At 70.1% G+C, this 21,724-nt stretch carries 22 protein-coding genes and 1 pseudogene; 20 read left to right on the forward strand and 3 right to left on the reverse strand.

Annotation, left to right across the window (positions count from 1 at the left end):
- Positions 1-293: 293 nt before the first annotated feature.
- From ACFPIH_RS29890 to ACFPIH_RS29920, 7 genes are all read left to right on the forward strand, one after another.
- On the forward strand, positions 294-1,400 hold the full coding sequence (locus ACFPIH_RS29890) for a Gfo/Idh/MocA family protein (RefSeq protein WP_381178547.1): 1,107 nt from the start codon (positions 294-296) through the stop codon (positions 1,398-1,400).
- 79 nt (positions 1,401-1,479) lie between these two features.
- Positions 1,480-2,418 carry an NADP-dependent oxidoreductase gene (locus tag ACFPIH_RS29895; RefSeq protein WP_381178544.1) on the forward strand — a complete coding sequence of 313 codons (939 nt, stop codon included), beginning with the start codon at positions 1,480-1,482 and terminating at the stop codon, positions 2,416-2,418.
- Between the two features lie 166 nt (positions 2,419-2,584).
- A complete protein-coding gene (locus tag ACFPIH_RS29900) occupies positions 2,585-4,150 on the forward strand; it encodes an ABC transporter substrate-binding protein (protein ID WP_381178541.1) in 1,566 nt (521 codons plus the stop codon).
- Positions 4,135-5,100: an ABC transporter permease gene (locus tag ACFPIH_RS29905; protein WP_381178538.1), complete on the forward strand. Its 966-nt coding sequence runs from the start codon at positions 4,135-4,137 to the stop codon at positions 5,098-5,100. Before ACFPIH_RS29900 ends, ACFPIH_RS29905 begins: the two co-directional genes overlap by 16 nt.
- Complete coding sequence (locus ACFPIH_RS29910; RefSeq protein ID WP_381178535.1) at positions 5,097-5,978, forward strand: ABC transporter permease; 882 nt, start codon at positions 5,097-5,099, stop codon at positions 5,976-5,978. The genes ACFPIH_RS29905 and ACFPIH_RS29910 overlap by 4 nt, the downstream gene beginning before the upstream one ends.
- A gap of 20 nt (positions 5,979-5,998) precedes the next feature.
- A complete protein-coding gene (locus ACFPIH_RS29915; protein ID WP_381178532.1) occupies positions 5,999-8,089 on the forward strand; it encodes a dipeptide ABC transporter ATP-binding protein in 2,091 nt (696 codons plus the stop codon).
- Between the two features lie 23 nt (positions 8,090-8,112).
- Positions 8,113-9,000 carry a sugar phosphate isomerase/epimerase family protein gene (locus ACFPIH_RS29920; RefSeq protein WP_381178529.1) on the forward strand — a complete coding sequence of 296 codons (888 nt, stop codon included), beginning with the start codon at positions 8,113-8,115 and terminating at the stop codon, positions 8,998-9,000.
- Positions 9,001-9,057: 57 nt separating this feature from the next.
- Here the strand turns inward: ACFPIH_RS29920 and ACFPIH_RS29925 are convergent, their stop codons facing one another.
- Both ACFPIH_RS29925 and ACFPIH_RS29930 read right to left on the reverse strand, forming a co-directional pair.
- Positions 9,058-9,255 carry a DUF4236 domain-containing protein gene (locus ACFPIH_RS29925; protein WP_381178526.1) on the reverse strand — a complete coding sequence of 66 codons (198 nt, stop codon included), beginning with the start codon at positions 9,253-9,255 and terminating at the stop codon, positions 9,058-9,060.
- A 71-nt stretch (positions 9,256-9,326) separates the two neighbouring features.
- Positions 9,327-10,292, reverse strand: coding sequence for an alpha/beta fold hydrolase (locus ACFPIH_RS29930; RefSeq protein WP_381178523.1), 966 nt, complete (start codon positions 10,290-10,292; stop codon positions 9,327-9,329).
- A gap of 268 nt (positions 10,293-10,560) precedes the next feature.
- Here ACFPIH_RS29930 and ACFPIH_RS29935 point away from each other — a divergent pair, with 268 nt between their 5' ends.
- The 3 genes from ACFPIH_RS29935 (at position 10,561) to ACFPIH_RS29945 (ending at position 12,591) form a co-directional block, all read left to right on the forward strand.
- Positions 10,561-10,851: a hypothetical protein gene (locus ACFPIH_RS29935; protein ID WP_381178520.1), complete on the forward strand. Its 291-nt coding sequence runs from the start codon at positions 10,561-10,563 to the stop codon at positions 10,849-10,851.
- A 116-nt stretch (positions 10,852-10,967) separates the two neighbouring features.
- A complete protein-coding gene (locus ACFPIH_RS29940) occupies positions 10,968-12,038 on the forward strand; it encodes a YihY/virulence factor BrkB family protein (protein WP_381178517.1) in 1,071 nt (356 codons plus the stop codon).
- A gap of 13 nt (positions 12,039-12,051) precedes the next feature.
- Positions 12,052-12,591 (forward strand): phosphatase PAP2 family protein, encoded by a 540-nt coding sequence (locus tag ACFPIH_RS29945; RefSeq protein ID WP_381178514.1) that lies wholly within the window; start codon positions 12,052-12,054, stop codon positions 12,589-12,591.
- 576 nt (positions 12,592-13,167) lie between these two features.
- Here the strand turns inward: ACFPIH_RS29945 and ACFPIH_RS29950 are convergent.
- The gene (locus tag ACFPIH_RS29950) at positions 13,168-13,851 is read right to left on the reverse strand and encodes a TetR/AcrR family transcriptional regulator (protein ID WP_381178511.1); all 684 of its coding nucleotides are present in this window, start codon (positions 13,849-13,851) and stop codon (positions 13,168-13,170) included.
- 132 nt (positions 13,852-13,983) lie between these two features.
- On the opposite strand from ACFPIH_RS29950, the gene ACFPIH_RS29955 reads away from it, so the two are divergent.
- From ACFPIH_RS29955 to ACFPIH_RS30000, 10 genes and pseudogenes are all read left to right on the forward strand, one after another.
- Positions 13,984-15,585 carry an aldehyde dehydrogenase family protein gene (locus tag ACFPIH_RS29955; RefSeq protein ID WP_381178507.1) on the forward strand — a complete coding sequence of 534 codons (1,602 nt, stop codon included), beginning with the start codon at positions 13,984-13,986 and terminating at the stop codon, positions 15,583-15,585.
- Positions 15,586-15,617: 32 nt separating this feature from the next.
- Positions 15,618-15,710 carry an SDR family NAD(P)-dependent oxidoreductase gene (locus tag ACFPIH_RS29960; RefSeq protein ID WP_381178504.1) on the forward strand — a complete coding sequence of 31 codons (93 nt, stop codon included), beginning with the start codon at positions 15,618-15,620 and terminating at the stop codon, positions 15,708-15,710.
- A gap of 24 nt (positions 15,711-15,734) precedes the next feature.
- Positions 15,735-15,821, forward strand: a pseudogene (locus ACFPIH_RS29965) (hypothetical protein); the annotation flags it as partial.
- Between the two features lie 88 nt (positions 15,822-15,909).
- Positions 15,910-16,236, forward strand: coding sequence for an SDR family NAD(P)-dependent oxidoreductase (locus tag ACFPIH_RS29970; protein WP_381178501.1), 327 nt, complete (start codon positions 15,910-15,912; stop codon positions 16,234-16,236).
- A gap of 154 nt (positions 16,237-16,390) precedes the next feature.
- Entirely contained in the window at positions 16,391-16,648 is a 258-nt protein-coding gene (locus ACFPIH_RS29975; protein WP_381178498.1) for a hypothetical protein, read from the forward strand.
- 242 nt (positions 16,649-16,890) lie between these two features.
- On the forward strand, positions 16,891-17,868 hold the full coding sequence (locus ACFPIH_RS29980; RefSeq protein WP_381178495.1) for an aldo/keto reductase: 978 nt from the start codon (positions 16,891-16,893) through the stop codon (positions 17,866-17,868).
- A 106-nt stretch (positions 17,869-17,974) separates the two neighbouring features.
- The gene (locus ACFPIH_RS29985) at positions 17,975-18,811 is read left to right on the forward strand and encodes an aldo/keto reductase (protein WP_381178927.1); all 837 of its coding nucleotides are present in this window, start codon (positions 17,975-17,977) and stop codon (positions 18,809-18,811) included.
- Positions 18,812-18,897: 86 nt separating this feature from the next.
- Positions 18,898-19,368 carry an alcohol dehydrogenase catalytic domain-containing protein gene (locus tag ACFPIH_RS29990; RefSeq protein WP_381178492.1) on the forward strand — a complete coding sequence of 157 codons (471 nt, stop codon included), beginning with the start codon at positions 18,898-18,900 and terminating at the stop codon, positions 19,366-19,368.
- Positions 19,369-19,599: 231 nt separating this feature from the next.
- Positions 19,600-20,598 carry an SMP-30/gluconolactonase/LRE family protein gene (locus ACFPIH_RS29995; RefSeq protein ID WP_381178489.1) on the forward strand — a complete coding sequence of 333 codons (999 nt, stop codon included), beginning with the start codon at positions 19,600-19,602 and terminating at the stop codon, positions 20,596-20,598.
- Between the two features lie 149 nt (positions 20,599-20,747).
- On the forward strand, positions 20,748-21,611 hold the full coding sequence (locus tag ACFPIH_RS30000) for an aldo/keto reductase (protein WP_381178486.1): 864 nt from the start codon (positions 20,748-20,750) through the stop codon (positions 21,609-21,611).
- Positions 21,612-21,724: the final 113 nt, after the last annotated feature.

Genomic DNA, 21,724 nt, shown 5'->3' on the forward strand with positions numbered 1-21,724 from the left:
ACAGGCACGGCCGGTCGGGCCGGCGACCCCTGACACCCGTCGCCTTCGATTATCACGATTCGGCATCCGGGCGACCGGCGTTCTGCTCAGCGGACCGAGTACCTCGTCCGTCCTCTCCGCGCCGCCCTTAAATACTCACCACTCGAGCCCGACAGAGGCACGGCTCCCGGATTGAGGGACCGGTCTCCCGCACGCCGAACAGGTATCCCAGGCCCGGCACCCCGCCTCGGAGCGGCGTCACCTTTCTGTCCTCCACACACCCCGCACCGCCCATTGGAGAGGAATCCCTGGCCATGGCCAAGCAGACGCATCGGATCGGCATCCTCGGCAGCGGCAACATATTCGGCCGGTACGTCACCGGGCTCGCCGCCCACTTCCCGGAGTTGCGGATCGTACGCGTGGGCGACATCGACGTGGCGCGGGCCAAACAGGCCGCCGCCGACCACGCCGTCCCGGCCTGGGGCGACGACGCGGAGCTGTACGGCGACGAGTCGGTGGACATCATCGTCAACCTCACGCCGCCGGTGCACCACGCCCGCACGATCATCACCGGGCTGGACGCAGGCAAACACGTCTACGTCGAAAAGCCCCTGGCCACGACCGTCGAGGAGGGCCGGGCCGTCCTCTCGGCCGCCGCGCGGAGCGGACGCGTCCTCGGCTCGGCTCCGGACACCTTCCTGGGGAGCGCGAGCCAGACGGCCCGCAGGGCACTCGACGAGGGCCTCATCGGCACCCCCGTCGGCGCCTCGGCGTTCATCGGCCACAGCAAGGCCGAGACCTGGCACCCGGACCCGCGCTTCCTGTTCCAGCCGGGCGGCGGCCCCGTGATGGACATGGGTCCCTACTACTTCGCGATCCTGGTGAACCTCCTGGGCCCGGTCCGCTCCGTCACCGCCGCCAGCCGGATCGGCGCCCCGACGAGGCCGGTGACCGCACCGGAGCGCGCCGTCGACTCCGTCGAGGTCACGGTCCCCACCCACGCCGGTGCGGTGCTGACCTTCGCCTCCGGTGTCATCGCCACGGCGCAGATGAGCTTCGACGTGTGGGACAGCGACCTTCCCTTCATGGAGATCTACGGCACCGAGGGCACCCTGTCCCTGGCGAACCCGAACCACTTCGACGGCGACGTACGGGTCAGGCGGCACGGCGACGCCGAATGGACGGTGCTGAAGCCGGCTTTCGCCCTCTTCGGTGCCGTCGGCACCCGGGAGCAGGCCCGGCGCGGCCTCGGCGTGCGCGATCTCGCCGACGCGGTCGAGGGCGGCCCGCACCGCGCGAACGCCGCGTACGCCTTCCACGTCCTCGAAGCGCTGTGCGCCGTGGACAAGGCCTCCGAGGAGGGACGGGTCGTGGAGCTGGACAGCACCTGCGAGCGCCCGCAGCCCCGTGTCTCCGACTGACCGACCGAGCGACTGACCGACCCCGGGCGCGGGACGGTTCGACCCGACGCCCGGACAGCACATGAACAGGAGGCTCGCAGTGCCCGAAGCCTATGGATTCACCGGATACGGCGGACCCGAGGTGCAGCGGTTCCTCGATCTGCCCAAGCCCGCTCCCGGGCCGGACGAGTTGCTCGTCAAGGTGTACGCGGCAGGCGTCAACCCGGTGGACTGGGGGGTCCGATCCGGGTTGCACCAGGGCTTCCTCCCTCTCGGCCTGCCTGCGGTGCTCGGCCGCGAGGCCGCCGGTGTGGTCGAGCGACTCGGCGAGGGGGTCGAGGGGTTCGCGGTGGGCGACGCCGTGTTCGGCACCAGTGCCCGGGGTTGCGGCTGCTACGCACGCCACGCGCTCCTGACCGCGAGTCAGGCGGCGCTCAGGCCCGCCACGGTCTCCTTCGCCGACGCGGCGGTACTGCCGGTGGCGGCCGTCACCGCGTACGACGGAGTGGCCCGACTCGCTCCGGCCGTGGGCGAGACGCTGCTCGTCCTGGGCGTCGGAGGCGGCGTCGGCGTCGCAGCGGCGCAGCTGGCACGGGACGCCGGCGTGTCGGTCGTCGGCACCGCCTCCGCGGCCAAGGGGAAGTTCGTCGAGTCGCTCGGCGCGACGGCGATCGCGTACGACGGCGCCGACTTCGGCGAACGGCTCGGGAAGGCCCTGCCGAACGGCGCCGACATGGTCCTCGACCTCGTGGGCGGCACCGCGCTGGACAGTGTCTCGGCGGTGCTCTCCCCCGGCTGCCGGGTGATCTCGGCCGCCGATCCCGAAACGGCGGCCAGGTTCGGTGCCGGGCCGCTGTCACGCAGGAGTTCGACCGCCACGCTCACCGAGCTGGCCCGGCGGGTCGCGGACGGCCGGCTGGACCCGCAGGTCCGCAGCGTTTTCCCCTTCGCCCGGGCCGAAGCCGCCCTGCGCGAGGTCGAGTCCGGTCACCCGTGGGGCAAGGTGGTGCTGGACATGCACTCGCCTTCCGGCCACTGACCTGTCACGTCCCTCCTCGGGACGCCCTCCGCCTCGGGCGTGATCGACGGCTTTCCACTCCGCGTCACGCGTCACGCTCCTCGTCCAGCCGCACATCGGGGCGACTGTGCCGGCCCACCATCCCTCGTTCACCCCCGGGTTCCCCCGAACACCTCTAGGAGCATCGATGTCACTGACAAAGCCGACCTGGCAGCGTCGGCTGGTAGCGGGCGCCGCCGCGGGCGCGGCACTGCTCACGTCCGCCGCGTGCAGCGCCGCCACCCAGCCCACCGGCGCGAACTCCGCGGCAGCCGGCCCGGTCCGCGACGGAGGCACCCTCGTCGTCGCGCAGACCAGCGACGCCGACCCCGGCTCGTTCCTCAAGACCTCGTTCGGCAACCTGCTGTCCGAGTACCAGGTCTTCGAAACACTGACGATGACCAGTGCCAAGACCGGCCTGCCCACCGGCGTCCTCGCGAAGTCGTGGAAACTCGCGCCCGACGCCAAGAGCATCGACATCACCCTCCGCGACGACGTCACGTTCCACAGCGGCCGCAGACTCACGGCGGACGACGTCATCTTCACGCTGCGGAAGGTGCAGGACCCGGCGACGGGCGCGGCGAACCAGCCGATCGCCGCCCAGATACGTTCCATGACGGCCGACGGCGACCACCAGCTCACCCTCTCCTTCTCGAAGCCGACGCCGAACGTCTTCGACCTGTTCGACACCATGCCGATCGTCAACCCCGCGACCTACACCGACTACGCGGCGGGCAAGGTCGTCGACGGCACCGGCCGTTTCGCATGGAAGTCGTGGACGCCCGGCGGCAAGGTCGAGCTGACGAAGTACGCGAAGTACCGCGACGCCAAGGACACCCATCTCGACAAGATCGAGATCAACGTCATCAACGACCCCACCGCCATCGTGTCGGCGATCCGCAGCGGTCGTATCCAGTACGGCGTCGGCATGCCCGCCCTCGACGCCCGCAGCCTGAGCAAGCAGCCGGGCTACGCCCTGGTGACCTCGGGCGGATCGGCGATCCCCCTCGCCCTCGACGTGACGAAGGCGCCGTTCGACGACAAGACCGTGCGCCAGGCGATCCAGTACGCGATCGACCGCGACCGCATCGTGTCGCAGGTGGAGGGCGGCCAGGCGCAGGCCACGGACCTGCCGTGGCGGACGTCCACCGTCGGCTACGACGAGACCCAGGCCAAGCAGTACACCTATCAGCCGGCCAAGGCCAAGGAGATGCTCGCCCGGGCAGGCGTGAAGAACGCCTCGTTCGAGGTCGTCACGCTCAACACCCCCGAGGCCACCGGCATCTTCCAGATCGTCAAGAACAACCTCGCCGCGGTCGGGCTGAACGCCAAGGCCGTCCTGCTCAGCGCGACCGAGTACGACGAGCGGATCGCCAAGCGGGACATGGGGACCCCCGCGGTCCTGATGATGAACAGCAACGCGCTGTCGGCCGCGAGCCAGGTCGTGAGCCGGCCGGAGTTCGTCGCGAGCGACAACCTCCTGAAGTTCCGGAGCCCGCAGTACACGCAGCTGGTCGCGAAGGTGACGGGTGCGACCACGACCGACGCCCAGAAGGCGGCGGTGCACGACTACAACGAGTACTTCCTCGACCAGGCGTTCGCGCTTCCGCTGATCACGCGCCCGACGATGACGGTCCGGTCGCAGTCCGTCGGCGGTATCAAGGCCACCCGGTCGGGCTTCCTCGACCTCGGACAGGCGTGGCTGTCGAAATGATCCGCTTCCTCATCCGCAAGCTGCCGTCGGTGGCGTTCGTGCTCCTGACCAGCTCGGTCGTCGCCTTCGCCCTGCCCCGGCTGGCCCCCGGGAACGTCGCGGTCACCCTCGCCGGTACGGACCCGACGGCCGCCAACATCGCCGCCATCCGGCGGCAGCTGGGACTGGACCGGCCACTCGTCGTGCAGTACTGGGAGTGGATGTCCGGGCTGTTCCACGGTGACCTGGGCCAGTCCTACCTCCTCCACCGCAGTGTCGCGAGCCTGATCGGCGACCGGCTGGAGAGCACCGTCGAGCTGGCCGTGTTCGCCACACTGCTCGTCGTCGTCATCGGGACCACGCTCGGGGTGCTCGCCGGCTCGACCAGGCGCTGGTGGGCACGGGCGGCCTTCGATGTGGGCAACAGCGTCCTGGTCGCCGTACCGTCGTTCCTCACCGCGCTCGCGCTGATCCTCGTCTTCGGCGTCTACCACCGCTGGCTGCCCGTCAGCGGTGAGGTGAGCGTCCTGCACGATCCCGCGATCGGGATCCAGTACCTGGTCCTTCCCGCGGTCGCGCTGGCGCTGTCGCCCGCGGGGGGCGTGGCCCGTCTGCTCCAGACGGAGATGGCCAGGGTCCGCAACGAGGACTTCGTCGATCTGGCCCTGGCCAAGGGGGCGTCGCCCGGGCGGATCACCCTGCGCCATGTGCTGCGCAACAGCTTCGGCACCGCGGTCGTGGCGATCGGGCTGGAGATCGGCACCCTGCTCGCCGGCGCCGTGGTCATCGAGGCGGTCTTCAACCGCAACGGGCTCGGTCAACTCGCCGTGTCCAGCGTGCAGTCGCGCGACTTCACCGTCCTTCAGGTGCTGATCCTCGGTGTGGTCTGCGTCGCGGTGATCTGCCAGATCGTCACCGAGATCATCCTCGCGGCGCTCGACCCCAAGATCCGGTTGGGAGACCAGCGATGACAGACATCCCCCTGTCGGCGTCCGGTGCGACGCCCGTGGCGAAGCGCCGGAGGCTGAACCCGACGGCCGCCCGCTATCTGTCGGCCTTCCGCACGCCGAAGGGCGTCATCGGGCTGTCGATTCTCACGCTGATGATGCTCGCCGCCCTGCTCGCGCCCGTCCTGTTCCCGGGCGGCTACGACCAGCAGGGATCGAACACCTTCGCCGGACCGTCGGGTCAGCATCTCTTCGGAACGGACGAGTTCGGCCGTGACATCTTCGTCCGCAGCGTCTACGGACTGCGCGTCGACCTGAGTCTCATCCTCACCGCGGTACCGCTCAGCATGGCGATCGGCACCCTGCTCGGTCTGTGCGGCGCGATGGCCGAATGGCTCGGCGCGGGGGTGCAGCGCCTGCTCGATGTGATCATCGGCTTTCCCGGGCTGATCCTCGGTGTCTGCCTGGTGGCCATCCTCGGCCCCGGCTGGTTCGCGCTGTTCCTCACCATCCTGATCGGCGGTCTGCCCAGCGCGGGGCGCCTGGCCCGCGGCGCCTGGCTCACCCAGCAGGGCAGGGAGTACGTCCTCGCCGCCCGGGTGCTCGGCGTCTCGCGCCGGCATCTGCTCGTCCGGCACGTCCTGCCCAACGCGCTGGACGCCATCGTCGTGAACGGCGCCGTCTGGATGGTCATCGGCGTCTACATCGAGGCCGGCCTGTCCATCGTCGGCCTCGGCGTGCAGCCGCCGACGCCGTCGCTGGGCGTGCTGCTCAACAACGGACTTCGGTTCGTGTCCCAGTCCCCCACGTACATCATCGGCCCCGCGGCGCTGCTTCTGCTGCTCGCGGTGGGCGTCGGCCTGATGTCGGACGCGCTCAACGAGGCGGTGAATCGCCGATGAACCCGACGACCGAATCCCCCATGACCGAACCACCGCCTGCGGTCGAGGGCAGGGGTGCGCCGCTGCTGCGGGTCGAAGGACTGGGTACGGAGTTCCGGCTCAGGAGCGGGGCCGTCAGGGCCGTCACCGATGTCAGCTTCGACATCCACGCCGGGGACGTCCTCGGCATCGTGGGCGAGTCCGGCTCGGGCAAGTCGGTCACCGCCCGCTCGATCATGCGCATGCTGCGCGCGCCGGGCGAGATCGTGGCCGGCTCGGTGCGGTTCGACGGCGAGGACCTGCTCGCCCTGCCGGAGAGCGAGATGCGGCGCCGGCGCGGCAGCAAGGTGGCGATGGTCTTCCAGGACCCCCAGGCCGCGCTCAACCCCGTCATGAAGGTCGGCGACCAGATCGTCGAGGCCATGACGATCCACGGCGTCGGCAGAAGGGCGGCGCGCAAGCGAGCGGTCGAACTCCTGGAACAGGTCGGCATTCCCGACGTACAGACGAAGATCGATCAGTATCCGCACCAGTTCTCCGGCGGGATGCGCCAGCGGGTCGTCATAGCGATCGCCCTGGCGAACGACCCGGCGCTGCTCATCGCCGACGAACCGACGACGGCTCTCGACGTCACGATCCAGGCCCAGATCCTGCGGCTGCTGGCCGGGCTGCGCACCGAACTCGGCATCGCCGTCGCCATCATCACGCACGACATGGGCGTGGTGGCCGAGCTCTGCACTGACGTGGTGGTGATGTACAGCGGGCGCACGGTCGAGAAGGGAACCGTCGAGCAGGTCTTCGGCCATCCCCGCCACCCCTACACGGCGGCGCTCCTCGAGGCCATGCCCAGCCTCGACGACGACCGGACCGACGGTCCGCTGCCGGCGATTCCCGGGGCCCCGCCCGACCCCGCCGCGCTCCCGCCGGGCTGCGCCTTCGCGCCCCGCTGCCGCTTCGCCGAGGACGCGTGCACGAAGGAGCCGCCGGTGCTCCTGGAGATCGGGGAGACGGGGCAGACCGCAGCGTGCTTCGTGGCGCAACGCGGCGTGGACGTGGCCGCGGGCGTCGTACGCGAAGAGGCACAGGCCGAAGACGCGGCGCCCGCACCACGGACGCCGACTCCCCCTACGGCCGAACCCGTGCTGGAGATCCGGGACCTCAGGGTCGATGTCGGATCGCGGCGGCGAGGTCTCTTCCACCGTGAACCCCCGGTCCACGCCGTCGACTCGGTGAGCCTGACGGTGGAGGCGGGCCGCACCCTCGGGCTCGTCGGCGAGAGCGGCTGCGGCAAGTCGACGCTGTCGCGCGGCATCGTCGGCGTCAGCCCGATCACCGAGGGGTCGATCCGGGTCGACGGCACCGATGTGAGCGCGATGCGCGAGGAGGACCTGAAACGGGTCCGGTCCTCGGTGCAGTACGTGTTCCAGGACCCCTACGCGTCACTCAACCCACGGCGCACGATCCGGCAGTCCCTGGGCGAGGCGCTCGCGTTCCGGGACATCGGCGGAGCGGCGCTCGAAGCGGAAGCCCGCTCGCTGATGGACCAGGTGGGGCTGCGTCCCGAGCACCTCGACCGCTACCCGCACGCGTTCTCCGGCGGGCAGCGCCAACGGATCGGCATCGCGCGGGCACTGGCCCGCCGGCCGCGCGCACTGATCCTCGACGAGCCGGTCTCCGCGCTGGACATGTCGGTCCAGGCACAGATCATCAACCTGCTGGAGAGGATCCAGGACGAACTCGGCCTGGGCTACCTGTTCATCGCCCACGACCTCTCGGTCGTACGGCACCTCAGTGACACGGTCGCCGTCATGTACCTCGGCAGGATCGTCGAGTACGGCGATGTCGCCGATGTGTACGGCAACCCGCAGCACCCCTACACCGCCGCCCTGTTGTCGTCGTCGCCGACCGCGAGTGTCGGGGCGCGTGCGCGGGAGGCCGTCGTCCTGCGGGGCGATCTGCCGAGCCCGGCGAACCCGCCCTCCGGCTGTCGCTTCCGCACCCGTTGCCCGATCGGCCCACTGGTGCGGGAGGACCGGACGATCTGCGCGGAAGCCGACCCGCAACTCACCCTCACGCCCACCGGGCAGCGTGCCGCCTGCCACTTCGCCGGCGAACTCGCGCACCACTCCTGAAACGTCCTCCGGAAGGAACTCGTATGCGTATCGCACTCAACCCGATTCAGTGGATGGCCAGTGACGACGGCTGGCTCGACCCGTCGAGGGCGCCGGAACGGGAGCAGTTGCTTTCGCTGATCAAGCAGGCCGGTTTCGACTCGGTCATGGCCGAGGTGCCCGCGGACTGGACCGTCGAGCGCTACCGCTCGGTCGTCGACGGGGTCGGTCTGACCCTGGCGCCCGGCTATTTCGTGTGCCGGTCGGACGGCCGGGACGGGAACGAGGACGCGGTCGTCGCGAGCGCCGGCGCCGTCGCGCGCCAGCATGCCGAACTCGGTTTGACGCAGATCGGTCTCGGCCTGGCGATGGGCAAGGACATGCCTCGTGTGGCGCACCCGGCGCGGGCGTACGACGTGGATCCCACGCGCGTCGAGGCGGTGACGGCGTTGATCGGCAGGATCGCCGACACCATGCTCGCCGAGGGCGTCCGGCCCAACCTCCACCCGCACGTCGGTACCTGGATCGAGTCCGAGGACGAAGGCCGGGCGGTGCTCGACGCCCTTCCGGACTCCCGGCTCGGTTTCCTGCCCGACACCGGTCATCTGGCCTGGGCGGGCTCGGACGTCGGCAAGTTCGTCGCGGACTACGCGGAGCGGATCCCCTTCGTGCACGTGAAGGACTGCCGGCTCAGCGTGGCGACGCGGGGCCGCGAACAGGGCTGGGGGTACCAGCAGACCGTCCTGGACGGCCTCTGGGTCGAGCCCGGCCGCGGCGAGCTCGACCTCGCCGGCATCATCGGCAACCTGCCCGGCGACTTCGACGGCTGGCTGATGGTCGAGGTCGACCGCCCGGACATCGCCGACTGCTACGAGAGTGCCGTCGCATCGGCACGCTGGATGCACACCACGTTCGGCAACGCGTCTTCATGAACCCCGGGTGACGCTGTCGGGCGGGCCGTCTTCTCGTCTCCGGCCCGCCCGGCGGCGTCACCGTCGACGCGCCTTGGTGGTGCGCCGCCACCCGAAGGGCCCGGGCAGGTCCATCGACGTCGTACGGCGTCCCGTGCTGCTGTGCGTCTTCCGGGGGCCGTGTTCGCCCCCGGTGGTGATGGACCACGAGCGCCGGTTGATGTTCAGGCGCACTCCGGGCAGGATCCGGAAGCTCTTGCGGAAGGTGAGCGGCATGATGGTTGCTCCTTTCGGCTTCCCTGCCCGGCTACCCCGACTTTCCGAACTGATGGGTGAGGAGCGCGGTTTCACCCCAGGGGACGGTCACTCAGAAACCGCTCTGTGGCCGGGCCGACGGAGTCCACGTCCTCCATGAAGCTCAGCATCCGGGTGTTGACCAGGTCCGGGTGGTCGATCGCCGGACCGTGGCCGGTGCCGGCGATGATCTCGGCGCGCGAGCCGGGGACCAGCCGCGGCACGCGCTCCACCTGCCGCTTCGGGTGTACGAGCAGGCTTCGCTTACCGAGGACGAGGTAGAGCGGGGTGCGGATGGTACGCAACTCGTCCTCGGTCAGCGGCAGCGGCGCCGGGCGGCGTATCCGGAAGGCCCGGACGCCAGCCTGGATCCAGGCGCGTAGTTCAGGCACCACGATCACCGGCTGCTCCAGCCAGGAGGCGAGACGCGGGCGAAGTGCCTTGGGGGCGAAGGTCGCGAAGAGGCTCACGAAGATCCAGACGAAGAATCGCAGCCCCACCTTTTCCAGGCCGCCCGGGTCGAGCAGGGTGACCGAGGCGAGGCGTCCGGGCCTGCGGTGTGCCTGGTTGAGCACCAGCCAGCCGCCGTAGGAGGAACCGACGAGGTGGACCCGGTCGAGGCCGAGCGCGTCGAGCGCCTCGTCGAGCCACTGGGCCGCGCGCTCCGGCTGCCACATCGGTTCCCGCTGGACGCTGCGGCCCGGGTCGCCGGGGGTGTCGAGCGCGTACACGGGGCGTTCGGCGCTGAGCCCGGGGGTGTTGGGGTACCACTGGGCGGAGCAGCCTCCGGAACCGTGGATGAGGACGACCGGCGTACGGGACTCGTCGGCCGGGTCGGCGGGGCCGTACCGGTAGACATGCGTGGTGCCGAAGCTCGTCTCCACGTCCGTCTCGGAGCGTGCGGGCGCGCCCATGGCGTAGAGGGCGTCGCAGGTGGCGAAGTACCGGTCGCGCAAGGTGTCGTCGACGTAGCGACCGATGTCGCGGCGTGGGCTGCTTCGGGTCGTGTGCGCGGACACGGGCGCCTCCGGGGGAGATCGACTCTTCGTAATACGACCGTACCACGATCATGGTACGGCGGTACCATGAAAGGCCCCGGAAGATCCGAACCCACCCGCCCGACACCACTCACGCCCCTGTTAGGCCCTGGGGCCACCGGGTACTCGGCAGCGCGTTCCCGGAACCGCCGCCACACGCTCCGCCTGGGAGGGACGATGCCCGAGTTCGGATACTTCCTGTCGTGCGAGGAACACAGCCCGGCAGAACTGGTCGATCAGGCCCGGATGGGTGGCAACCATCTGGGCCAACCGCCTGGCCCCCGCCCTGCTCGACCGCTGCCTCGCCCGCACCGGTTTCGACGCCCAGCAGGCCGACCGGCAGCCGCCGAACGGTGAGAGCAACCTCTTCGAGCCGGTCGACCAGCCGCAGGGTTCCGACCACGGCGCCCACGGCGTCTTCGACAGCGCGTCGCACAGCCGGTCCTTCGAGGCCACCCTGGCCCGCGACCCCGCCGCCGCCACGACCACGGCTGTGCTGAAAAGACGCGCCCGCGCCTCGTCGCCGGATCAGCGCGTTTGACCGCCACACCGCAGACCGTCTCCCTCCGGAGGGTGTGCGGTGTGACCACCCGAGAAGAAAGTCCGATTTGTCACGCATCTACGCATGGACGCAGCCGAGCCGGAAACCCGGGCGGAATGGTACGGACAGTGAAGCCGCACAGACGGCACAGCGACCACGTCACGGCCGACCGCGAGGGCGAGGGCGAGTCCGGGCGGGCCCCGGCCGCCGCCGGGCCGGACGAGCAGGTGGAGCGGCAGGCCCCGGACAAGCCCACGGACCTGCCCAGAGGCTCGTGGGGATTGGTACTGAAAGGCACCCTGAAGGAGTTCAAGAAGGACGAGCTGGCCGACCGCGCCGCCGCTCTGACCTACTACTCGATCCTGGCGCTGTTCCCCGCGCTGTTGGCGCTGGTGTCGCTGCTGGGGGTCGTCGGGCAGTCGGCCACGCAGGCGGTTCTGGACAACATCCAGAAGCTCGCCCCGGGCGCGGCGCAGGACATCCTGCGCAACGCGGTGCAGCAGATGGAGGGCAAGGGCGGGCTCGGCTCGATCGTGGCGATCGTGGGCCTGGTACTGGCGGTGTGGTCGGCTTCGGGCTACGTCGCCGCGTTCATCCGCAGCGCCAACGCGGTCTACGACATCCCCGAGGGCCGTCCGGTCTGGAAGGTACTGCCGGTGCGGGTCGGCGTCACCGTGATGCTGATGGTGATGGCCGTGATCAGCGCGCTGATCGTCGTGTTCACCGGCGCCCTGGCCCGCCAGGTCGGCACCGCGCTCGGGGTCGGTGACACGGCGCTGACCGTGTGGTCGATCGCGAAGTGGCCGGTGCTGGTGGTCCTGGTCACGGTGATGATCGCGGTCCTGTACTGGGCCACCCCGAACGCGCGCGTCCGCGGCTTCCGCTGGGTCACGCCGGGCAGTTTCCTGGCGCTGCTGATCTGGATGATCGCCTCGGCCGGATTCGCGCTGTACGTGGCGAACTTCGGCTCGTACAACAAGACCTACGGCACCCTCGCCGGCGTGATCATTTTCCTGGTGTGGCTGTGGATCACCAACCTGGCGATCCTGCTCGGCCTGGAGTTCGACGCGGAGCTGACACGCCGGCGTGCCGTCGCCGGAGGCCACCCGGCCGACGAGGAGCCGTACGTCCAGCCGCGCGACACCCGCAAGTGGGACGAAGAGGACCGACGGCGCCTCGGATCTTGAGGTGGTGGAGCACGTGCGCGTGACGAGTGCCCTGCGCGAGGAGGATCGCAGAATGGCCAGGCGGGCGATCGTATGGGGGCCGCCCTGGTTGCGGCGGGTCGGGCCCGTGCTGGATGAGGCGGCCGAGCACACCAAGCTGTGGTGGGCGGCGGCCGGGACGATGGCTGCTGTCGGCAACCGGCGCGGCCGGAGCGCCGCTGCCGCCGGGGTGGCCGCGATGACCGTGGCCGAGTTGCTGTCCAACAGGGTCGCCAAGCAGTTGTATGAGCGGCGCCGCCCGCCGCGGGAGTGGGTGCCGCAGGAAGAGCTGCGTGACTGCCCGGACAGCTCCTCCTTCCCCTCCGGGCACACCGCTGCCGCCGTCGCCTTCTCCGGGGCCGTCGCGCCGGCATGGCCGGCCGCCGGTGCCGCCTGTGGCACCGCCGCGATGCTGGTGGCGGCGCAGCGGCTGCACAGTGGGGCGCACTACCCCTCCGACGTGGCCGCCGGGGGCGCGATCGGGCTGGCCGGGGCGGGCCTGGTGCGGGCGGGGTGGTCGCGCTGGGGCGCGTAACGCCCGACGACGCGGGGGCCGCTCGCCGTCCGTCGTCGGCGCCGGCCGTGTTCACGGGACCAGCCGCCACCGGCCCGCGGCCAACGGTTCGACCACCACATCGGCCCTGCCACCCTGCCCTCCCCCGACGTCCTGCGTCTGCAACAGGAGTTACTGGACCTCGCCACGGCTCCGGCCGGCCCGCACCAAGCCATGAGCGCCTCCGAGCAGTTCGCCGACCTCCGCCCAGCCATGCTGCTGATCTGCGGCACCTGGCCCGCCACCACTCAACATTCGGCGCCTACGAACTCACCCCGCCTGTCTTCCCGAGCAGGGAACCGGGCCCGCTCACCCGCCACCTGCAGAGCGCGCTCCGCGAGCACGGCGACAGGCTTGCTGAGCAGTTGACCGTCTCGGCACGAAGCAGCAACGCACGCTGAAGAGCCCCGGAAACGCTTGATGGCGCTCCACGCATCACTTGTTGATCAAGCGGGCGCGGGATGCCGAAGCCACGTTCCCGGCTTCGTCCAGCGAGCGGGCGCGTCGCCGGCGCTCCTTTTGGGAAGCCGGCCACGCGCAGCAGCTGCTGAGTATCCGTCAGGTCGCGTCGGCGGCCTCCACCATGAGCCCCCGGAGGAAGGTGGCGATCGCGGCCTCGAAAGCCTCGGCAAAGGCTGGGTGCATGAACGCCAGGCTCGAGTCGGCCTGGAAGGCGGCGAGCAGTGAGGGGGCGGGACGACTGCGGGTCCACAGGGCGCCGACCAGGATGATGACCATGTGCGCGGCACGGAGCGCCCGCTCGTCGTCGAGCTCGGGGAGCAGGTCGCGGAGCCGCTCGGCGAGCCAGCGGATGGCGTCACGTGAGGACCTCTTGTACCTGGTCGCGACGTCGACGGAGATGTTGTGCTCCAGGATCGCGTGTTGCACGCTCAGCAGTTCGCACAGCATTGGGTGGGCGGCGAACGTAGCGGCCAGCCGTGCCGCGACTTGGCGCGCTCTCACCGGAGCCGGTGCGGACGGGTCGACCCACTCGGGGAACGTCTCGGCGGTCTCGGCCCGGTAGCGGGCGGCCGCCTCGGAGAGCAGGTCGAGCAGCACCGCCTCGCGTGACTCGAAGTAGAGCGTCATGGCGGACTTCGACAGCCCGACCCGGCGGCTGAGTTCGTTGAGGCTCACCGCTGCGACCGGCATCTCGTCCAGCATGCCCGCCGCGGTGTGCAGGATGCTCTGCCGCCGTACCGCGCGCTGCTCCTCGCTGCGTGCGCGATGGAAAGTTGCCACCCCGCAAGGATAGTCGACCGCCGGTCCATTGACTGCGGACCGGCGGTACATTAACTTCAATGTACCGCCGGTTCACTATCTTCCGGCGGACGAGCGGGTCGTGCCGTCGCCGACTGAAGGAAGGGACACGCCATGGAGGCCACGGAGGCTGTCGACTGGGTCGACCCGGACCGGTGGCGGGCCACGCCGCCGACAGAGCGGCTGAGGCTGCTTCGTCTGGTCCAGGCAAATATCGACCGGCACTTCGACGAGCTGGTGGCGGCGGACTGCCACGCGAAGGGCATCGACCCCGCGAATCCGGCCGACGCCCACCAGGTGGGCACGAGCGTGCAGCGCGTCCTGGTGCCGCTGCCCGCGAACGTCGCGGCCGCCATCGACCTGTACGAGGGCCTGGTCCGCAACCGCCCGCTCCAGCCTCTCGCGGTCACCCCTGCCGGGGACGGCCGCTTCGACGTCCGGGTCTCCCCGCGCGGGAAGGACCGCCTGCTCAACGGCGACCGGACCGACGTGCTGCGCGTCGTCGGCGAGCCTCGCAGGGTGGACCCCTACGCGAAGCCCGGCGGCATCGTAGCCGTGCTCGGGGCGGGGAACGTCGCGTCGTCGTTCGAGATGATCCGGGCCCTCTTCGTCGACGGCTACGTGGTCGTCCACAAGCCCCACCACCTCAACGAGGACGCCGATCGGGTGTGGGAGAAGGTCCTGCAACCGCTCGTCGACGTCCACGCTGCCGCCTTCTGCCCTGCCAGCGAGGGGCGCGCCCTGACCCGCGACCCCCGTCTCTCGAAGATCTACTTCACCGGCGGGACAGGCTCCGCCAAGGCGATCATGGAGGCCACCGACACCGAGCTGGTCTCCGAGTGCGGCGGCAACAACCCGTGCATCGTCGTTCCCGGCGACCGCCCGTGGACCGAGCGGGAGATCCGCCATCAGGCGCTCCAGATCGCCACCATCGTCACGATCAGCGGCGGCTCGATCTGCGGCCGGACCCAGACCCTGATGACGAGCCGGCACTGGCCGCAGCGGCGGCAGCTCCTGGACGCGATCACCTTCGCCCTGCGGGACCTCACGCCCGGCTCCAGCACCAGCTACCCCGGGGTCGACAAGACCTTCACGGCCTTCCGCGACGCCTATCCGGGCGGGCGGATCATCCAGCCCGCGGACGGCCGCCCCGCTTCGCAGGTCATGGTGATCGAGGACGTCGGCACCGAGGGCTTCGCCCTCGACCACGAGGCGTTCTGCCAGGTCATGAGCGAGGTCGCGCTCGACGTCGCGCCCGACGCCGGGACGTTCCTTCCCGCCGCGGCGGAGTTCGCCAACGAGAAGCTCCTCGGCACCCTGGCCGCGACGATCCTCATCGACGAGGACACCAGGAAGGCCCACGCGGCCACCGTGGATCGCGCGGTCACAGAACTCCGCTACGGCGCCATCGGCGTCAACACGATGCCGCCGATGGTGTGGACGAACCCCTACCTCATCTGGGGTGGGAACGAGGAGGGCCGAGAGTTCGTCTCCGGGCGCGGCAACTTCGGCAACCTCCTGGGGTACGAGAACGCCGAGAAGTCGATCGTGGTCAGCGGCTTCACCTCGCCGGGCCACTTGATCATGACGAGCAAGCGGGGCTGGCTCGACCTGTCGGCGCGCTTCGCCCGGTACGCCATCCGCCCCACGTGGCCGCGGCTGTTCGCCCTCGCCTTCGCCGCGACGCGCGCGGGTTTCCGTCGCGCCGGTTCCTGACATCCCCGCCGTCGGCCAAGAAGGGACTTCCCATGAGGAACAAGATCGCCCTGGTCACGGGAGCCTCCTCGGGCATCGGCGAGAGCACCGCCCGCCGCCTCCACGACGCCGGCTTCGTCGTCTAGGGCGCCGCCCGCCGCGTCGACCGGATGGCCGCGCTGGCGGCGCTGGCCGCCGCAGGTCTGCGCACCGTCGCCCTCGACGTCACCGACGAGTCCTCGGTCGAGAAGGCGGTCGCGGACATCCTCGCGGCGCACGGTCGGATCGACGTCCTGGTGAACAACGCCGGAGTACGGCTCGTACGGCGCGCTCGAAGACGCCCCGATGTCCGAGGCCCGCTCCCAGATCGAGGTCAACCTCTTCGGCCTCGCACACCTCACCCGGGCCGCGCTGCCGGCCATGCGGGCCCAGCGCAGCGGCACCATCGTCAACATCAGTTCCATGGGCGGCCGGTTCGCCACGCCTTTGGGCGCCTGGTACCACGCCGGCAAGTTCGCCGTCGAGGGACTCAGCGACGCCCTGCGCCTGGAGCTGCGACGCTTCGGGATCGACGTCGTCGTCATCGAGCCCGGCCTGATCCTCACCGACCGGGGCGGCATCGCGGAGTTCGCAACCAGCTCAGCTTCGTGTTCGCCGCCGTCCACCCTCTGAGCGTTCAGGACCAGCGCGGCCTGTTGATCGAGGACTTGAACCGCAGCATCGGACATCTCCAGGTCCGTCGTCGACGACGCCCGTCCCAGGGTCTGCCCGAACGCCATCACGAAGTCGCTGCGGCGCCAAGGCTGGCAAGGTCACCCGCTTGCGCGTGGACCGCATCCTCGACGAGGCCCAGCACACCGCGAACCCGCTCCACCTCGTGCGCCTGTTCGGCATCAGCCCGATCACCGCGATGCGGTACCTGCGCGCCGCACACCCCGCCGGCCTCCGCCCCGACCTGTCGGTGATCGGCATCGACGTTGATCGCTACATGGCGGATTGGATCGCCAGTTGGCGAGCTGCGGTTTCCTTTCATCGCCGCCTCCCGCCGGAACGGCACGGCTGCACGGCGGAGCACTCGATGTAGCCGCCCTGAACAGGCCAGGGGTACACACCCTGGACGGATGTCGCATGCCGTGTGGGGGGCCCTGTCATACCCCGGAACGGCGCTCCCCGGCACAGCTCGCCCTGCCGACCCGCGCCGGTGGTGGGCAGGCTGGACGGTGATGAAGTTCCGGGTTCGGCACTGCGGAGCCCGCGCCCCAGCGTCGGCTGAGCCGCGATGGACGGCATCGGGACGAATCGATACACGGTACCTGGAGTGATTCCGTGAAGTACGTCAATCTGGGCGGCCTGAAGGTCTCCCGCATCGGCCTGGGCGCCATGCCGATGAGCGATGCTCTCTACACCGGCGCGGGGAGGGACGAGGCCGAGTCGATCCGCACCATCCACCGGGCGCTGGAGATGGGGGTCACCTTCGTCGACACCGCCGAGGTGTACGGCAGGTACACCAACGAGGAGGTCGTCGGCAAGGGGCTCAAGGGCCGCAGGAATCAGGCGGTGGTGGCCACGAAGTTCGGTTTCCTCTCCTACTCGGGGCGCGGCGAGGGCGTTCTCGATTCCAGCCCGGAGAGCATCCGCGTGGCGGTGGAGGGGTCTCTCAAGCGGCTCGGCACCGACCACATCGACCTCTACTACCAGCACCGCCTGGACCCGGCCACCCCCGTCGAGGAAACGGTAGGCGCCCTGGTCGAGCTGATCGACGAGGGCAAGATCCGCGCCTACGGCCTGTCCGAGGTAGGAGCCAACACGGTCCGCCGCGCCCACGCCGTCCACCCGGTGGCGGCGCTGCAGACCGAGTACTCGCTGTGGCGCCACGCGGAGGCCGAGTTGCTGCCGCTGACGAAGGAGCTGGGCATCGGCTTCGTGCCGTGGGCGCCACTGGGGCACGGCATGCTCACCGGCAAGATCCGCTCCACGGAGGGCTTCAGCGAGGCGGACTTCCGCACCACCAACCCGCGCTTCACCCCGGAGAACTTCCAGGCCAACCTGCGCATCGTCGACGAGGTGGAGGCCATCGCCGCAGAGGCCGGCGCCACCCCGGCGCAGATCTCCCTGGCCTGGCTGGTCGCCCAGGGCGACAGCGTCGTCCCGATCCCGGGTATCGAGAAGGTCGCCTACCTGGAGGAGAACGCGGGCGCCGACGCGGTCGAGCTGAGCGCCGAGCAGCTCGCCGAGCTGGATCGGCTCACCCCGCCGGCGGGCGCGCGACTGGCCGAGGACTACCTGAAGGTCATCGAGAGCTGACGCCACCCGGCCGCGCTGAGGGTCCTCGTCAAGTCCTGAACATCCTCTTCACCCCCAAGGAACGTCCGTGAACACCCCCCTGCTGAAGCTGAACAACGGCATCGAGATGCCCGCCCTGGGCCTCGGCGTCTACCAGAGCACCCCCGAGGAGACTGTCCCGGCCGTCGAGAGCGCCATCAAGAGCGGATACCGCCTGATCGACACCGCCGCCGCCTACGGCAACGAGAAGGAGGTCGGCGAAGGCATCCGCCGCTCCGGCGTCGACCGCTCCGACCTGTTCGTCATCACCAAGCTGTGGCTGACGGACTACGGCTACAACTCCACTCTGCGGGCCTTCGACACCAGCCTGAGCAACCTCGGCCTGGACCACCTCGATCTGTACCTTCTGCACTGGCCGGTCCCCTCCGACCTGGACGCCACCGCGGCCTCCTACAAAGCCGCGGAGAAGCTGCTCGCCGATGGCCGGGTCCGCGCCATAGGGGTCTGCAACAGCAGCCCCGACCATCTGACCGGCCTGATGGAGCGCACCGAGGTCGTCCCGGCGGTCAACCAGGTCGAGCTGCACCCGCACTTCACACAGAGCGACGTGCGGGACTTCGACACGCGGCACGGCGTCATCACCCAGTCCTGGTCGCCTATCGGCGGCGTGAACCGCTACTTCGCCGCCGCGCCGAGCAGCGTCAAGGACCCCCTCCAGGACCAGGTCGTCACCGAACTGGCCGCCAAGTACGGCAAGACGCCGGCCCAGGTCATCCTGCGCTGGCACATCGGGCACGGCCTGTGCGCGATCCCGAAGTCGGTCACGCCGCACCGCATCGCCGAGAACATCGACATCTTCGACTTCTCCCTGAGCTCCACTGAGGTCGCGGCCATCGACGCCCTCGACACGGGCGTGCGCGGCGGCCCGAACCCGGACGAGGTCCGGCTCGACTCCTTCTCCTGACCCGTGCGTGGCGAGAGGCGGTCGCAGGGCGGCCCCTCCGGCCTTCCGCGACCCGACCGCCGCTTCAAGGACTGGAAAGGAAGGCCATGAAGGGTTACGTCCTCCACAGCAAGAGCGACGCGGCCTGGACCGAGGTACCCGTCCCGCCGCTCGGCCCGTACGACGCGATGATCTGTCCGACCGCGGTCACCACCTGCACCACTGACGCCCACCTGATCGCGACCGCCGCCCTGCCGGCCGCGGTCGGCAAGCCCATCGGACATGATGGCGTCGGTGTCGTCGAGGAGGTCGGCCACCAGGTGAAGGACTTCCGCCCCGGCGGCCGGGGCGTGCCGGGCGGCGCCTCCGACTGGCGCACCCCCGAGGCCCAGCGCGGCGAGGCGAAGCACTACCAGGGCAACAACCCCTCTTCGAGTACGGCGACACGGTCGCCGTCATCGGCAGCGGCCCGGTCGGCCTCATGGGCATCGCCGGCGCCACGCTGCGCGGCGCCAGACGGATCATCGCGGACCAGGTTCTTCAGCTCACCGGCGGCACAGCGGTCGACAGCGTGCTGATCGCAAGCGGCGGGAGCGCCAGCGACATGTTCACCACTGCTCTGCGCATGGTGAACGCTTCCTGACCGGCTGGGAGCAGTTGGGCGGAGGGCCTTGCGCTCATGGGCTCCCGCGACCCGGACGTCATCAAGCCCGTGGTCCTTCCCTGATGAACCTGCCGCCACAGGACGGTCCTTGACTGCAAACAGTCCAGCCGTCGGCTCTCGTGCGGCACCCATACAAAGAAGAGCAATGACCAGAAGAGAAGCCTCCATGAAGAAGCTGTTCAAGCCCGTCGCGGCGATCGCCGCGACGGCAGCCGTCATCGTCTCGGCACCGTCCGCGTCCGCCACGACCGTGCATGCGCGGCCGGTCGTCACCCACGTGAAAACGGTGGCCAAGTTCGACTTCGCCGCCGGCGACGTAGCCGAGAACATCACCATCAACCCGGACCGCTCCGTGACCATCTCGATGGTGGGCACCGCGGCGGGCAAGCGCCCCGAACTGGTGCGGATCGCCCCGTCCGGGCACCGCACGGTGCTGGCCGTCGGCCGGCAGGGCGACGGGATCACCGGCAACACCCGCGGCAGCGACGGCACCGTCTACTACAACGTGTGGTCCGCCGACGCCTCCCGGGCCGGAGTGTGGAAGCTGCCTCCGGGCGGCAGCCCCCAGCGCCTCGCCGCGCTGCCTGCCGACGGGCTCCCCAACGGCCTGGCCATCGACCCGTCAGGGCAGACCCTGTACGTGGCCGACAGCCAGAAGAGCACCATCTGGGCCGTTCCGGTCTCGGGCGGGCCGGCCACCGCCTGGCTGACCGATCCCGCCCTCGCGATCGAAGCGTCCGCCCCCGTGCCGTTCGGCGCGAACGGGCTCCGCTTCCACAACGGCGCGGTGTGGGTCTCCAACCTCAGCAAGGCCACCCTGCTGCGGATCCCCGTCACCGCCACCGGAGCCGCGGGCCGGATCCACACCGTCACCAGCAGCCTCACCGGCGTCGACGACTTCAGCTTCCTGAGCGACCGGTCCAATGTGGTGTTCGCCGCACAGAACGGCCCGAACCAGGTCTCGGTGGTCTACCCGAACGGCACCACCGAGACCGTACTGACCGCCGCGGACGGCCTCGCCTCGCCCACCTCCACCGCCGTGCGCGGGAAGCAGCTCTACATCACCAACGGCGGACTCAACGAGCCCCACGACCCGAAACTGCAGAGCGGGACCATCAACCTCGGCGCCCTGTTCGCGCACTGACCATGGCCGGGCCACTCGCGTCGAAACATGCTTAGCCCTACCCCACAAGCGCAGGTGGCCTGGCTGCCGGCCCGGGGCGACGGCATCCCGCACAAACCTGCCGCCGCGTGCGTCCCCGCCGCGGCGGCACGGCTACGCAAGGAAATCCCATGACTGCACGCTCCCCGCTCCTCAAGCTGAACAACGGCGTCGAGATGCCCGCCCTGGGCCTCGGCGTCTACCAGAGTTCCCCGCAGGAGACCGCCGCCGCCGTCTCGACCGCGATCGGGGACGGCTACCGGCTGATCGACACCGCGGCCGGCTACCAGAACGAGAAGGAGGTCGGCGACGGCATCGTCCGCTCCGGCGCCGACCGCGGTGAACTCTTCGTCACGACCAAGCTGTGGACGGCCGACTACGGCTACGACTCGACCCTCCGAGCCTTTGACACCAGCCTCACCAAGCTGGGTCTCGACTACCTCGACCTGTATCTGTTGCACTGGCCGAAGCCGTCGGCGTTCGACGCCACGGTGGCCTCGTACAAGGCGGCCGAGAAGCTGCTGGCAGACGGCCGGGTGCGGGCGATCGGTGTCTGTAACCACAACCCCGACCACCTGCAGAACCTCCTCGACCGCACCGACGTCGTGCCCGCGGTCAACCAGGTCGAGTTGCACCCGTACTTCATCCAGTCCGAGGTACGCGAGGCAAACGCCCGGCACGGCATCGTCACCCAGTCCTGGTCGCCCATCGGCGGAGTGAACGTCTACATGGCCGCCGACCCCAACGCGGTCAAGAACCCTCTCCGGGACCCGGGCGTCACCGAACTCGCCACCAGGTACGGCAAGACCCCGGCCCAGGTCCTCCTGCGCTGGCACCTCGAACACGGCCTCTCCGCCATCCCGAAGTCCGTCAAGGCACACCGCATCGCAGAGAACATCGACCTCTTCGACTTCGCGCTCACACCCGACGACGTGGCCGCCATCGACGCGCTGGACACCGGGGTACGCGGCGGTCCCGACCCCGACAACCGATAGCCGCAAAGGCCGCACCGCACGGCACCCCTGGGCAACGCGCCAGCCGGTGAGTTCGTGGCCTGGGCCGGGCGAGAATATGCGAACCCGTCAGAATCTCGACGGCCCGATCCCGA

It is taken from the genome of Streptomyces vulcanius, assembly GCF_042653945.1.
In the GTDB taxonomy this organism is placed as follows: domain Bacteria; phylum Actinomycetota; class Actinomycetes; order Streptomycetales; family Streptomycetaceae; genus Streptomyces; species Streptomyces mangrovi.